At 35.2% G+C, this 14,407-nt stretch carries 17 protein-coding genes; 11 read left to right on the top strand and 6 right to left on the bottom strand.

Annotated features, from left to right (window positions below):
- Positions 1–28 precede the first annotated feature (28 nt).
- Positions 29–169: a DUF3934 domain-containing protein gene (locus E2K98_RS05720; protein ID WP_133333313.1), complete on the top strand. Its 141-nt coding sequence runs from the start codon at positions 29–31 to the stop codon at positions 167–169.
- A gap of 178 nt (positions 170–347) precedes the next feature.
- Here the strand turns inward: E2K98_RS05720 and E2K98_RS05715 are convergent, their stop codons facing one another.
- Together E2K98_RS05715 and E2K98_RS05710 are read right to left on the bottom strand one after the other, a co-directional pair.
- On the bottom strand, positions 348–788 hold the full coding sequence (locus E2K98_RS05715) for a YaiI/YqxD family protein (RefSeq protein WP_133333312.1): 441 nt from the start codon (positions 786–788) through the stop codon (positions 348–350).
- A gap of 158 nt (positions 789–946) precedes the next feature.
- Positions 947–2,335 carry an aminotransferase-like domain-containing protein gene (locus tag E2K98_RS05710; protein WP_133333311.1) on the bottom strand — a complete coding sequence of 463 codons (1,389 nt, stop codon included), beginning with the start codon at positions 2,333–2,335 and terminating at the stop codon, positions 947–949.
- A 260-nt stretch (positions 2,336–2,595) separates the two neighbouring features.
- Between E2K98_RS05710 and azlC the strand changes: the two genes are divergently transcribed.
- The 3 genes from azlC to E2K98_RS05695 all read left to right on the top strand — a co-directional run bounded on the left by azlC (position 2,596) and on the right by E2K98_RS05695 (position 5,594).
- Positions 2,596–3,309: an azaleucine resistance protein AzlC gene (gene azlC / locus E2K98_RS05705; protein ID WP_133333310.1), complete on the top strand. Its 714-nt coding sequence runs from the start codon at positions 2,596–2,598 to the stop codon at positions 3,307–3,309.
- Entirely contained in the window at positions 3,306–3,638 is a 333-nt protein-coding gene (locus E2K98_RS05700; protein ID WP_133333309.1) for a branched-chain amino acid transporter permease, read from the top strand. The genes azlC and E2K98_RS05700 overlap by 4 nt, the downstream gene beginning before the upstream one ends.
- Before the next feature lie 273 nt (positions 3,639–3,911).
- The gene (locus E2K98_RS05695) at positions 3,912–5,594 is read left to right on the top strand and encodes an Ig-like domain-containing protein (protein WP_133333308.1); all 1,683 of its coding nucleotides are present in this window, start codon (positions 3,912–3,914) and stop codon (positions 5,592–5,594) included.
- 92 nt (positions 5,595–5,686) lie between these two features.
- Here the strand turns inward: E2K98_RS05695 and E2K98_RS05690 are convergent, their stop codons facing one another.
- Positions 5,687–5,989 (bottom strand): hypothetical protein, encoded by a 303-nt coding sequence (locus E2K98_RS05690; protein ID WP_133333307.1) that lies wholly within the window; start codon positions 5,987–5,989, stop codon positions 5,687–5,689.
- A gap of 395 nt (positions 5,990–6,384) precedes the next feature.
- Here E2K98_RS05690 and E2K98_RS05685 point away from each other — a divergent pair, with 395 nt between their 5' ends.
- The 4 genes from E2K98_RS05685 (at position 6,385) to E2K98_RS05670 (ending at position 10,028) form a co-directional block, all read left to right on the top strand.
- Positions 6,385–6,519, top strand: coding sequence for a BA3454 family stress response protein (locus E2K98_RS05685; protein WP_133333306.1), 135 nt, complete (start codon positions 6,385–6,387; stop codon positions 6,517–6,519).
- Between the two features lie 279 nt (positions 6,520–6,798).
- Entirely contained in the window at positions 6,799–7,956 is a 1,158-nt protein-coding gene (locus tag E2K98_RS05680) for a DUF4317 domain-containing protein (protein WP_133333305.1), read from the top strand.
- Between the two features lie 218 nt (positions 7,957–8,174).
- Positions 8,175–8,450, top strand: coding sequence for a hypothetical protein (locus tag E2K98_RS05675; protein WP_133333304.1), 276 nt, complete (start codon positions 8,175–8,177; stop codon positions 8,448–8,450).
- Between the two features lie 615 nt (positions 8,451–9,065).
- Positions 9,066–10,028 carry an aromatic acid exporter family protein gene (locus tag E2K98_RS05670; RefSeq protein ID WP_165976187.1) on the top strand — a complete coding sequence of 321 codons (963 nt, stop codon included), beginning with the start codon at positions 9,066–9,068 and terminating at the stop codon, positions 10,026–10,028.
- Between the two features lie 153 nt (positions 10,029–10,181).
- On the opposite strand, the gene E2K98_RS05665 is transcribed toward E2K98_RS05670, so the two are convergent.
- Positions 10,182–10,649, bottom strand: coding sequence for a hypothetical protein (locus E2K98_RS05665; protein ID WP_133333302.1), 468 nt, complete (start codon positions 10,647–10,649; stop codon positions 10,182–10,184).
- A 736-nt stretch (positions 10,650–11,385) separates the two neighbouring features.
- A complete protein-coding gene (locus tag E2K98_RS05655; RefSeq protein WP_133333300.1) occupies positions 11,386–12,150 on the bottom strand; it encodes an MBL fold metallo-hydrolase in 765 nt (254 codons plus the stop codon).
- Positions 12,151–12,267: 117 nt separating this feature from the next.
- Between E2K98_RS05655 and E2K98_RS05650 the strand changes: the two genes are divergently transcribed.
- The 3 genes from E2K98_RS05650 (at position 12,268) to E2K98_RS05640 (ending at position 13,716) form a co-directional block, all read left to right on the top strand.
- Positions 12,268–12,678: an Lrp/AsnC family transcriptional regulator gene (locus tag E2K98_RS05650; RefSeq protein ID WP_133333299.1), complete on the top strand. Its 411-nt coding sequence runs from the start codon at positions 12,268–12,270 to the stop codon at positions 12,676–12,678.
- A 252-nt stretch (positions 12,679–12,930) separates the two neighbouring features.
- Complete coding sequence (locus tag E2K98_RS05645) at positions 12,931–13,338, top strand: hypothetical protein (protein ID WP_133333298.1); 408 nt, start codon at positions 12,931–12,933, stop codon at positions 13,336–13,338.
- Between the two features lie 156 nt (positions 13,339–13,494).
- Positions 13,495–13,716: a hypothetical protein gene (locus E2K98_RS05640; protein WP_133333297.1), complete on the top strand. Its 222-nt coding sequence runs from the start codon at positions 13,495–13,497 to the stop codon at positions 13,714–13,716.
- 242 nt (positions 13,717–13,958) lie between these two features.
- On the opposite strand, the gene E2K98_RS30800 is transcribed toward E2K98_RS05640, so the two are convergent.
- Complete coding sequence (locus E2K98_RS30800; RefSeq protein ID WP_165976186.1) at positions 13,959–14,117, bottom strand: hypothetical protein; 159 nt, start codon at positions 14,115–14,117, stop codon at positions 13,959–13,961.
- Between the last annotated feature and the right edge of the window lie 290 nt (positions 14,118–14,407).

Genomic DNA, 14,407 nt, shown 5'->3' with positions numbered 1-14,407 from the left:
GAAAAATAGATGAGAATGAGGTGATCTTATGAGTAAAGCTAAAGGAAAAGGCGGAACAGGAAGAGGAACAGACAAGAAGGGGTGGAACCGTTGGCAGGCAAGTGCAAACAAAAAAAAGAGTGCAAAACCTTATATAAGTAAAGGGACAAAAAAGACGGATGTGGAATGACCCACGGGCAATAGTTAAGTCATTTATGCTAAATAAATCCATTTTTTATGATCCAACTTGTGGCGAGCTCCTTTAAAGGAGTTCGCTTTTTAATTTTCCAGCTAACGGGGGCAGGTTAGGTTAAATATTTGTCACCATTTATTTTTCTAGGTTTTTCTTAAAAATGACCGGTTCTTTTTTAACGTGAAATCGCTCTTATAAAAAGCTCTTTAAATTTTTCCCTATCTTCTGCTGTAAATGGTTTTGGCCCCTTTGTGCGCTTTCCACTTTTTCGAGCCATGGCACTCAAATAACGTGTTTGTAATAATTGGTCAATGTTTTCATTCGTATAAGTATACCCAGTATGATGAAGTACGGTACACCCTTTTGCTAAGCCTAGCGAAGCTAGACCATAGTCTTGCGTAACGATTAAATCTCCTTTTTCAACTAACTTCATAATCCGATAATCCGCAGCATCTGCTCCAGAATCAACATAAATGGTTTCTACTCCTGATGGTTGTTCCGCATTCGAAAAATGAGAAAAGCTAGTAACAAGGATAATAGGAATTTTAGCCTTGGTACCTTCAGAAATAATGATATCTTTCACCGGACAAGCATCTGCATCAACATAAATTTTCATCTTTCTTTCTCCTGTCAATAAGTTTGAGTTGATGATAATGGCAAATTTAGCGGTTGTCAAACGATAAAGATAGTTTACCTATAATTATTAAAAATAAAAGGGGCTTTTCTCTAATTCATAACTGTTGATGATTTTACATGAATTTTCATTGCTTTAAATTAGTTGAGATACTGTGTTAAAATTTTTAATCCTGTTTTTAACTCATCTAATGAATTTGTAGAAGAAAGTGCAATCCGTAAATACTTTTCAGGGGTAGTCTGACCGCTTAAAAAACGATCAGAATGAAAGACTCGAATCCCTTGCCCTTTCAAATGCATTTCTAATTGGAAAGCATCATTATGACCCTGAATGGGGAGCCATCGATAAAAACTAAGGGGATGTCCAACAGTCGTTTTTAAAGGGAAATACTCCGAATAAATATCATTTGCCGTTTGTGCAAGCTGTTTCTTTTGAGAAACAATTTCATGAGCTTTCCCTGATAATATAAGCTCTGTGATGACCTCTGCATCTAAAGAAGAAGTTTTTACATTGATATTAAAAATCGCCCGCAAAATTTTTTCACGCAATGCATCCCCATAGACCATATAGGCAACTCTTAATCCAGAACATATTGATTTGGAGGTACCACAAATATAAACACTCTGTTGTGGAAGTAAATTGAACATGGGCTGCTGGTAATCAGGAATCATACCAGCTGTCAGAAAGGCATGCATATCATCCTCAATCAAAATTAATCGATGTTTGCGGATGACAGCAGCTAATTCTTGCTTTCTTATATCTGAAATCATAACGGTGGTAGGGTTAGAGCAGGAAGGCATGAGAAAAATGCCATGAATATTTGTTTGGCTACACTGCTTTTCAAGTTCATCTGGCAGCATCCCAAACTGGTCTCCTTTAATCGGGACTAACTGTATATGGAAGATTTTTGCTAACTCGATAAAATTTGAATACGTATATAAATCGGTTGCAATTCTATTACCAGGCTCAAACAATGCAGCCAAGGTAATGGCCAACGCATTTTGGGCACCAGAAACAATAGCGATATGCTCCGGGTCCGTGTGAATACCGAAGGATTCCATCCAGTTAAGCGCTGCCGATTTTTGATACGGAATACCTGTCGGATCGTTATAATTTAGCAGCTGTTCTAAGTATCTTTTGTCCACAACTTTTTGAATCGTGTCTTTTACAATTGCATTGGTTTGCTCAAAAGATGACACAAGTCCAAACTCAATAAGGTTTGCCGTTTTATCCCTGGAAATAGTGATGGAACGAGCAGCATTAGGGGCTACAAAGGTTCCGCTTCCCGTAACGGCATAGATCAACCCCTTAACTTCACATATTTTGTAGGCACGAGTAATAGTAGTGAAATTGATGTCAAGAAAATCTGCCAATTCTCGTTGTGGCGGTAACTTGGTCCCAGGTGCTAAAAAGCCACTTACTATATCCTGTTCAAGTAATGATGCAAGAGATTTATATAATGGACGTTTTAACGCTTTGCTATCAGGTTTCCAAGACATTGGATAATGTTCAAAAGAATTAACTGGCATATTACACCTCTACGATCTTTTTCCATACAATCATATCATTTTTTGTATGGAATTATAAAATTGGAACAGTATACTTTTGTGATAGCTTTTAAATGAAACCCTTTTATTTCAAAAGAGTAAATCTATAAGTACCTCTATTCAATAGAATGAGGGTACTTTTTTAGATATAAGGATAATTGTATTCCATACAATTATGTTGTTTTTTGTATGGATTTAATGTGCTAAATTAAAATAAATTTAGTTAATCAGGATGTGATTCAATGATAAAAAGGAAGGACCTATGGTGTGCATTGCGTACCGCTTTTCCGTATACCGTTCCTATTTTTGCAGGATTTGTATTCTTGGGAATCGCTTATGGAATCTTTATGAATTCCTTGGGCTTCAAGGCCATTTACCCAATTATGATGAGTCTTACCATATTCGCAGGCTCAATGGAGTTTGTTGCAGCAAATTTATTGCTTGTCTCTTTCAATCCAATAAACGCTCTTTTTCTAACATTAATGGTGAATGCAAGGCATTTATTTTACGGCATTTCCATGTTGGATAAATATAGGGGAATAGGGAAGAAAAAGCTCTACATGATATTTGGGCTTTGCGACGAGTCTTTTTCGATTAATTGTACTGTTGATATACCGAAGAATGTGGATAGGGGCTGGTTTATGTTCTTTGTGACATTACTCAATCATTGCTATTGGGTCTTAGGAGCCGCAATTGGCGGCATTTTTGGATCTCTTGTTCAGTTCAACACAGAAGGGCTCGATTTTGTTATGACCGCTCTCTTTGTTGTCATTTTCATTGAACAATGGATGAAAGCGAAGAGGCACCAAAGTGCTCTTGTAGGTCTTGGGATTTCGACTGTCTCACTTATTATTTTTGGTGGAAACAATTTTATGATCCCAGCGATGTTTGCCATTTTGGGTGTACTCACCCTGCTCAGAAAACCAATGGAGAAAGTGGAGGTTAGCGCCATATGACAATGAATGTAACACAGCAGATCATTACCATTGCCATGGTTGTTTTAGGCACAATGCTTACCAGATTTCTTCCGTTCATGGTTTTCCCATCAGGTAAACCCACACCAAATTATATACAGTACCTTGGCAAAGTGCTTCCATCAGCGGTAATTGGACTTTTGGTTATCTATTGTTTTAAGAATGTTCATTTACTATCTGGAAGTCATGGTTTCCCTGAACTTATTGGAGTGGCAGTGGTTACTCTGCTTCACATTTGGAAGAGAAATATGCTCCTCTCAATAGCAGGGGGAACGATTGTCTATATGCTCTTGGTTCAATTGGTTTTTTAAATCATATTAAAAACAATGTACCAATCAAAGGGATAGGTATAGTTGAAGAAAAAAATAGATAAATATCAAATCTATGAAAAATCAAGTTGAACTTAAGGAAAAAGATGAAAAATAATAAAGATTTTTTTCGCTGTAACGGGAGCGATTCTTCAATTTGGAGAATCGCTTTTCTTTCGTAAACTTTTTCAAGTACTCTCTCCCAAATAATAGAAAAATATCAATCTATCATGTAAAATGAATCTTATAAATTTTAAGAATGATAAGGAGAGAAGAATGAAATCAATGCTACTGAAAGCAGGGCTGATGACTTCTTTAATATTTCTAGGATGGTCTTATAAAGAGGCTTCTGCGGAGATGTTATGGCCTTCCAAATGTGCATCATACGAGAAGATAGTACCCAATAAAAATCCCTCTACTCAGCACATAAACTGCTTGTTGACCAGCGCTGCTCTAGATGCAAAAATTCCACCTGAGGTTTTAAAAGCTGTTGCTGCAACAGAAAGTGATTGGAGACAGTTTGACAGTAAGGGACAGCCATTTAAATCGCAAGATGGCGGCATTGGAATCATGCAAATTACGAATCAAACAGCCTATGATCAAGAAAAACTAAAAAATGATATTTTCTATAATATCCAGGTTGGCGTTAACATTCTTAACAGCATGTATAACCGTACAGATTTGCCTAAAATATATGGTGCAGGACGGGAAGTTATTGAAAATTGGTATTTCCCTGTAATGGCCTATAACGGTACGAAGCCAGTAAACAGCCCGGTCTACTGGGATAATGGAAAGAGAAATCCAAACGCTTATCAAGAAAAAGTCTTTGCCAGGATTAAACAAGACAGCTTTTTAAATGAAATAAATTTAGCATATTTCCCTTTCACTAGTGCTGATTTTGAGTATAATCCAGGCAGTGATACAAATATTATTTTTAAAAAGAAGCAATACACCATTACTTCACAAATGCATGCATCTAGATATTATTATCAAAAAGGAAACAAGGTAGTTGTGACGAAGGATGGGGTAAGGTTACGTTCACAACCAAGTACTAGTAGTAATAGTACTACCCTAAGAAAAGGCACCACTTTAATCATTGATGGTCATTTTACTTTTGACAAAACTTCATCTAGTCAAAATCAATTTGTTTGGTATCCGGTTAAATATAAGAGTACAGATATAAAGCTAGCAGGATATATTCCTTCTGTATATATCAGTAAAAAGTTAAATGCTCCAATCGTGAATCCTGTAGATGATCATGATCGAGATTTATCCGGAAAAGCACCTTCGAATGTCATGATTCAAATTATGAATGGCAAAATGCGGATTGGCCAACCAAAAAAGACTGATGCAACTGGGTACTATAAGATTACTATTCCTGTCCATAAGGCGGGGAAAACACTTACGGTAACGTATAAAGATTACCTGAACGAGGTAAGCCTATCCACAACAATCAAAGTAATTGATAAAACACCACCAGCAGTTCCAATCGTGAATAAAATAACAAATAAGGCAGCTATCATCTCCGGTAAAACGGAAGCATATGCAAAGGTGTATGTGAAAATTGCAAAGAAAACGTATAGTGCAAAAGCGGATCGGTACGGAAAATATAAGGTAGTATTTCCCGTGCAGAACACAGGAACTGTAATATCCGTAAAAGCAAAAGACCGTGCAAATAATGTAGGGGATGTAAGGAAGATTACGGTCAAACGGGTTGCGCCAAACCGGCCAACTGTGAATACGGTCAAATACTCTTCTAAGAAAGTGACGGGAAAAACAGAGAAACATGCGAAAGTAACGGTTAAAATTGGATCAAAGAAATATACAGCAAAAGCCAATGATTATGGGGCTTATAAAGTAAATATTCCGCAACAGCGGGCAGGTACAAAATTATATGTGAATGCAAAAGATGCAAAAGGAAAAGTAAGTGCAACAAAAAAAGTGAATGTTTCAAAATGAATCAAAAAAAGTCAATCTTAACTAGATTGGCTTTTTTGAATGGAACGGGGAAAGGTGGCATGTTAGATGTACCCCATGTCCCTAGGTCAAAATTAATCATAGCGAACTCGATCTTCTCCTTCAATGATTAGCTCAAGTTCTGTTAAAAAGTTGAGTTCTAGCGGGGCAGGTAAGAGTTTAATAATTTCCCTGATTTCGATAAGATCTTCTGCCTCTTCGATCGTTGATGGAGGTTGATCTAAATGCTGATACCAAATCTTTAATTGGTCAATAAACTCATAAAAATGCATCTCGAATCGTTCGGCGCATTCTTCACTTTCATCTTCAGAAGCTTTTTTCATCAACTCCCAATCTTCAAGGGCAGTTTCCAATTTTTCTCTCACATGATTTATCACATTATCACTCCTTGGTTATGGAACATGGGAAATTCGCCAAACAAACATCCAAAAAACCAATAACTATTCTAGTTTAAAGTATACAAAAGTTAACTCCATTAAGACAAAGGTTTTAGGACAATGCAATTTTATTTCGACAAGTTTCAGCATTTTTAGTAATGAACCAGTAATATATAAGCGATTAGAATCATAATAAGGTTGTTGATTTTATTGACTTTATGACTTCTTATCGTCGGCTAGTGAGTATCTTCATTTTTGTTAAGTTGAAAGTTTGTCAAATCTTGACCTTTTTTTTTGCTTTCATCACTTTCGTTTTATTTGTAAAATAAAAAAAAGTTAGAAAACAAAATGTGATTATGAACAAATTACTTGAAAGATATAAAGGGGTCGAAAACATGTACAAGTATACAATTTATGTAACACATAACGGTAAAGTTTATCAAACAAATGTAATTGCGGATAAAAACCAAACAGAAGAAGAAGTTCATCGTATAGCAAAAGAACAAGTTCTGAAGCAATGGGCAAATTAAATACGGAATCTCAGGCTTTTAAACGATCTAGCTGCCAATGGCGGCTTTTTTTATTGACCTAAATATTAATTAATTGTTCTTAGACGTTAAAAATTGTTAGGATATGTTAATCAACAGCCAAGCTCAACATTGCCAAATATTAAAAGTAAGTAGGGAATTATTTATTATTAAAATGGGATGGTCCAAACTTACTGCTTATCTGCTAATAATGTAGAAATAATATCAAGTATTACTATTTTCTTGTTTGAACAGTATAATCAGGAATGGGAGATGAGATATATGAATAAAAAAGACATCGCGAATATCCGAAAGCAATTTAAATTAGATAATTATCGTATGAACATCCGTGAAATCTTCAATGTGTATGTTCAGAAAGAATCGGGCGAGATTTACCATCAAGTTTGTCAGCCGTTTCAAATGTTGGAACAGGAAGCACAAGAATTGTTTTTAGCCAACTTTAAAAAGGTTTTAACAGGTAATCTTGATGCTAAATTGTTTGAATTGAAATTCCAGCGGGATGTGGAATACAGTACACAATCGATCCTTTTCGAAGGATTACAAGCGGACTCGGAAGATTGGCAAGATAACATGGTGGAAATCGTTGGGAAAATGCTGGCTCAAGGTACATATGACTTTGATATGGTGGTAACATTTATCCGGGGAGAATACCGAAAGCCTACCAAGAAGCGGAATCCTGAATCAGAAGAAGGTGGGGATGATGCAGTTTATTCCAATGAATTTATCCTTTGCAGCCTTAATAAAACCGATCACCCGAAAAAAGCCTTGATGTTTGACTATATCGAAAAAGAATATAAGTCCTATCATGTTGTGGATCCTATAATAAATTTAGAGTCTCCTATGTCAGGTTTTCTGTTCCCAACGTTTAATGATAATGCTGCAGATGTAAACCATATTCTTTATTGTGCCGGAAAAGCCAATGAACCGGATGTGAGATTTATTGAAGAGGTTCTAAATAGTGAAGAAATTATGACTGCTCAGGATGATAAGGATTGCTTCGATTTTATCTTAAAGGAAGTGATGGGAGACGAAGTTGAACCTCGGGTCATTTCCAATGTTTATGAAGAAATCGATAAGATGATCCAAGAGAATGCAGAAAAGGAAGAAAGTGAAATTCCTACGTTGGATACTCGGGATATTGAAAGAATCTTAACGGTCAGCGGGGTCGAAAATGTAGAACCGGCTAAAGTGGAACATGCCTTTAAAGCGATAATAGATGATGAAAAATATGAATTCAAAGCAAGCAACTTAGTACCAAAAACAATTAAAATCAATACAAAGCTGGCCGACGTCACGATCAATCCAAAAGACTTGAAATATGTAAAATATATCACATTCGAGGGAAAACGGTGTCTCTTGTTAGAGGTCGATGAAGAAGTGATGGTGGAAGGATTTAAACTGGAATCGGAGACACTCTAGATGTAATAACACTTTTTCACCATAAAGATTGGTCGAATTAAAGCGTAGTTCCTTGTAAGACCTTATTCGGTATCGAGTAAGGTCTTTTCTTTTTATATTGTGGAAGGAAGAATCAGTTTATGGTGTAGGTTCATCTAATTGTTTAAGCTACAATTTTATTCAATTTCTTCTCAAATCTTAAGGGTATTTGGTAAAATAAGTTAAATGGAGGTGCTATAATGATAAGTTTTAGTTTTTGGTCTTTCGTATTTGCAGTATTTGGTGTTTTGTTTTTTGGGTCCTCGTATATGTTTCCAGAATTTTTTGAGCCGCTAATGGCATCAGGATTTGGATTACTAATTGTTGGCTCGTTATTTTGTTTCGGAGCCATATTTAAAAGTGAAAAAGGAAATGCAAAGTTTTTATCCGTTGTCGCGTTATTTTTCTTAAGTTCTATTATAGTTTGGAGCGAACCAATTCAAATTGTAAGGCTCCTTACTTGGATGAAGAATTAAAGCAGATGGGATTGGTGTAGATAGCTTAATAAAGGGGGATAGTAATTATGTTTTTCTTCATTAGTAAACAAAGTCAGATATAGGAACATCGACTTTACGAGAGTATTCTTGGCTTATCCGAGAGTATTCAACGTTCATCCACGAGTATTGCGAGGTCATCCGAGAGTAGCATCCATTTTTGAGAGTTTTTATTGCTTATCCGAGAGTATTCAATGTTCATCCACGAGTATTGCGAGGTCATCCGAGAGTAGCATCCATTTTTGAGAGTTTTTATTGCTTATCCGAGAGTATTCAAAATTCATCCACGAGTATTGCGAGGTCATCCGAGAGTAGCATCCATTTTTGAGAGTATTTATTGCTTATCCGAGAGTATTCAAAATTCATCCACGAGTATTGCGAGGTCATCCGAGAGTAGCATCCATTTTTGAGAGTATTTATTGCTTATCCGAGAGTATTCAATGTTCATCCACGAGTATTTCCTGTAACTGCATATTTCATAATTCCATCCACTTGACCATCAAAGAAAGCGATGCCAAAAATTTTACAAATAAATAACCCAAAAATTTATGCTTATCATGGTAAACTAACATGAATAGAAATAACTGGGGTGTATTTATGAAAATTGGTTTAAGGACAATCAAAACAGCGTTGGGTGCGGGGGTTTCCATCTGGATTGCCGAATTGCTTCAGCTTCAGTTTGCTAGTTTCGCCGCCATTATTTGCATCCTCTGCATAGAAAAGACGAAAAAGCAGTCCATCCGGTCTTCACTGGAACGATTTGCTGCCTGTACGCTTTCTTTGGTTTTGAGTGGTCTTGTGTTTCGAATGCTGGGATTTAATCCTCTTGTATTTTCGTTATTCATTTTGATTCTCATTCCCTTGTTAGTTCGGCTTCGACTGCAAAAAGGGTTTGTGAATAGCGTAGTAATTGTTCTTCACATCTTCACGCTTGAGAAATTCACTCTGCCCATCGCTTTAAATGAACTCCAAATCGTCATCATTGGTGTAGGGGTTGCGATTCTGTTAAACAGTTACATGCCAAACGTAGAAAAAAACCTAAAGGCAACCCAATCCGCCATAGAAGAGAAGTTCAAAAAAATATTATTTGAATATGGAGCCTATCTGGAAAAAGGGGATCAAGGTTGGGACGGAAAAGAACTATTGGAATTGGAAGAAAATCTTAACGAAGGTAAAAGGTTAGCTATTCAATATGACGAAAACCAATTGCTTTCCGATAAGAAGGGGTATTTTTATTATTTCGATATGAGGGAGAAGCAATTTGTCATTTTAAGTCGCATGCTGCCCATTGTATCGTCGCTGGATGAAGATGTTGTCCAACGGCATGTTTTCTCCGAATTTCTTTACGATATCAGTGCTGATGTGAAGAGTGAAAACACAGCTTACAAACATCTTCAAAAACTGGAAAGCCAGCACCAAAAAATGAAAGAGCTTGAACTGCCAAAATCTCGCATAGAATTTGAAACTAGGGCATCTGTTTTCCATTTAATGAATGAAATGGAGTATTATTTAAAAACTAAAATTAACTATTATGACGAAAAACAGATTGATGTTTCCTAAAAGCATCAGCTTTTTTACAAGATAGAAGTGTGAAAAGAACCTCAGTTTGGTAATAAATTACCTATGAGGTTCTTGGATAGATTTAGGTTAACCATCCAAACTGGTAAATCTTAAATTTCTGGGCTTTTCACATAACCTAATCAAACTATTAGTTTATTTTAAGAAGCTTTTTTGTTGAGGTTCAATAATTTTGTATTGGTACAGATAATTAATAATCGCTACAGCAACACTCAAAAAGAAAAGCTGCTTCCGGCTCATTCTTACCATCTTATAAACGCGTAGTTTTTCCGCTATGGTGGTTAATGGGTATGCAAACAAGTAGTCAGCAAAAATATTCGTTAAAAGGTATAACCAGAATCTCTTGTAAGTTAATTTGAAGATCCAAAGGTTAAGGATTGTAAAAGGACGAAATACAAATGATACATCTGTTGCTAATTTTGGAAAAATAGGATTTTTTACTTTCCACCACTTTAACTCCCTGGACAACTCACTTATAAAAGCAATTACCATGTTGCTAAAAAGAATAGTAGGAAAGTAACGTTTGAATGACAATTTACCAAGTTTCTTGACAGATAGCCAAGGTATAATTAGCAAAGCATACATTTTCCACTTTTCTTTCATGATAGATCCCTCTAAGTATGGAACAAATTCAACATTTTCAAAACTAAATTTTATAATCCTATTCATTCATATTTTTACCTGGCATATCATTTAATATCCATTTCATTGTTACTACAATCCAAAAATGCATCCTTTCTGTAAGAGAAATGTCTAATTTGATGGGAGAGTTTTTGTCTGATGGAATACATACCAAATTATCTGAAAGTACAATTTTATTTAGGAACTATTACAGTGGTAGTTGCTTGTGCTATTGGTATTTGGATAAGAACAAAGAGAGAGAAGTAATGGCGTATTGAAACCACAGAATTATTATCGTCATGCGGAAATGATAAGGAAGTACTTCCTCTTTCCTACAATAATTGAATCGAAAATCGTGCCAATACTTAAGGGCAAATAAATTCAATTTTTGTCCCTTAACAAGATAAAAGCCCATAATGATCAACAACTTCATCATGAGCACCTTATAGGTCTAGAACGTATATTAGTGGTTTAAAACTGCAATCTATAAAATTAAACCAACAAATTGGCAAACTGTTTTTTTAAAATTAGGCTGTGTTAAAGAACATTGTTGATTTTTTACCCCGTTGATTGGAGTGGAAGACACGAAGACTCCTGCGGGAGTACGGGGCAGGGGAGACCCCACAGGAGCGAAGCGACGAGGAGGCTCCCCGGCACGCCCGCGGAAAGCGAAGTGCCTGGAACGGAAATCAACAGACTAGTTTAAAACAGCCAAAAATTAAAATGTGTAAGATTCACCATCATCAGGTACTAAAACATGAGAAGAGATTCCTCTTTCATTAATAAAGCTCTTCAATTCATCTCTTGATAATGTCCAATGATTGACGGCTTCCATATGGACAGAAATGATTTTGGCGATAGGGGCAGCCTTATACACTTCAAAAATGTCATCTTTCCCCATTACCAGAGAACCAAGTTCTAATATTTGATTATCTCCACCATTTACAATAATGATTTCTGGTTTATACGTATCGATTACTTCCTGGATTGCTTCATACCAAACTGTATCGCCAGCCACATATAACGTTTTTTCAGTTGAGTGTTTGAAGACAACACCACACACTTGACCGGCACGGTTTAATAACTTTTCTCCTCTTCCATGCTCACCTTTTGTTTTAATTAATTGGATATCTTCAAAAACTGTATCTTCCTGTAAAACTTCTACATTTATAAAATCGGCGTTTCTAACTTCTGTAGCATCTTTTTCATTTTGTACAAACATTTTTATCCCCTTAGGCAATACCTCCTTGGCTGTATCATCCCAGTGATCTAAATGCAGATGTGTAACAATCACAGCATCCACATTATTGATAATATTATCAATGGATGTTGGTAAGTCAACTAGAGGATTCAATTGATCTTGTCTTAAGGTATTAGAAAAGGGCGGATAAGTCCCTTTATCTGCTAAAAATGGGTCAATTAAAAACTTTTTCCCAGCATATTCGACAACAAGTGTGGCATTTCGAATTAGTTGTATATTCATTGTTAAAACTCCTTCTCTTTGATTTACGTATAGTTTATACTATCACCGAATAACATTTACATAGATAAAATCAAGTCTTTTCGCTGTTTGGCTTGAATAATGAAAGGAGTTGAATAAATGTTGGATCGAACGGATTTGCGTATCTTGGATGAGTTATCCATGAACAGTCGGATTACCATGAAAGAATTGGGAAAAAAAGTTCATTTGACTGGTCAAGCAGCTGCATCACGAGTTGCAAAATTAGAGGATAGTGGGGTAATTGAGGGATATACCATTAAAGTCAACCAGGTTAAATTAGGGTGGTTTATACATGCATTCATAAATATCTATATAAAAACTACGCATCATGAACCATATCTTTCATATATAAAAACACAAGATAATTACATAATAAATAACTTTAAAATAAGTGGAGATAGTTGTTACATTCTCGAATGTAAATTTCCCTCCAATGAACGATTAAATCAATTTTTAGAAGAACTTAACCATCATGCAAATTATAGATTATCCATCGTTATAAATAAATAGTGCATCAATAAATGGGAAATTGTGAGAAGACATACAACAATTGTTAAGTGTTGAAGCAGGGGACAAATTAAATAAATATTTTTATAGGTTTTTTCACTAGATAAGCACGATAGTTGAACAAAAATAAGAAGCGATACCCAGATCAACAACTGTTCCTCAACAAAAGAGGCATTTTTATTAGTACAGCCCCCCTGGATAATACATATAAATAAAAAGAAATATGCTTGTTTAATTGAAAAGGGGTAATCAATTATGTTTCTAGACTTATTGAGGTCTTTTGTAGGGAAAGTAATCAATATTGATCGAGGTGGTCGCGGATCTAAGGTTGGAAAGTTATTAGATGTTTATAATGATTATTTTGTCCTACTCACTGAAGAGGATGGGGTTGTTTACTATAATACCCAACATATAAAAAGTGTGACGGAGAATACGAAAGGATTCAAGAATGAGTTTACTGAAGATTTTGAATATAAAAAAGCTAATAATTTACTAAGTTTGTTAGAGAATCAAAAACTCCAATGGATCAAAATAAACCATGACGGTCCAGAAAAAATAGAAGGAATTTTATTTGATATAAATGATGACATGATGACTTTGATTTTTAATGATGAAATTGTTCGCATCTCCATGTTCCATCTACGTACTATCAGAATGGGATAAACCGGAGAAATAAACCATCTGATTAGATAATAAAAATGACCGCAATGTTGCAGTCATTTTTTATTTGCTCAAAAATATTTTTAGATTGTCCTATAAACATCCAATCAATTAATAAGAGAAATCATTTAATAGAATTAGAAAGGAGATGATAGGAAGATGAGTAGTAAGGAATTTAACCGTTTTGCTTCTGAACTGGTTGGTCAAGAAGTAGAAGTCGTCACCAATAACGGAACATATACAGGGACGCTAGAGTATGTTGGCAGTGATAGTATTATTCTTAACACAAGAGTAAGAGGCCGCAGAGTAAGAATGGTCATTCGTATCGCTTTAATCATTGCTCTTTTCAGTCTACTAACTGGAATCAGGTTCACTTTATAAAAAAACAAAAGTATTCGCTTTACATGAAATTGGATCTTTTTTGAAGAAAGGAAAAAACGATCTAAAAAAGATTAAGTTATGTAAATGGGCTCATTTGCAGTAAAAAAGGATAGGTAGAGCATGTTTCCTGCTCATCTATCCCTTTTTATTTTTGCTTTATCGTGCCGACATTAAATTAGAATTTAATGGTGTTTAGAGTTTTAAGAAATATCCTGTTTTTAATAAAGCAATGAAGTTGATTTTTAATCACGCATTGCGCCTGCCTCTCGGGAAGTCATTGAACCTTCTCCTTGGATTACATCATTTTGAATTTCCTGTTTTACTTTTTGTGCATCAGTGCCAGCAAATTCTGGTTTCATAATAGACCCTAAATTCTTTTTAGCTTGTTGATCCTGTTGCATACAAATCCTCCTGAATTTATTATTTAACCATCTTATTATTAGCACCGATTAGAAGAATATTACAGATTTAATTTGAATTGCTTTCATTTTTCCTAAATTTTAAAGTGTCCTTCTTAGATGGGGTATAATTGCTTTCTTAATTTCTGGGTTAAATTATTTTATAGTGCATTAATCGATCCAATGATCTCCCTCATGAGATTTCTTGTAAATAGATAAATTTTTATTAAATATCGGGACAGTTGGTTAAATAAAACTAATCACTAACTCAATTGGATGGAAAATTGTGTTAA

Source organism: Bacillus salipaludis (assembly GCF_004358205.1).
Note: the sequence above shows the minus strand (reverse complement) of the source record. Positions and strands in the feature narration are given on the sequence as shown.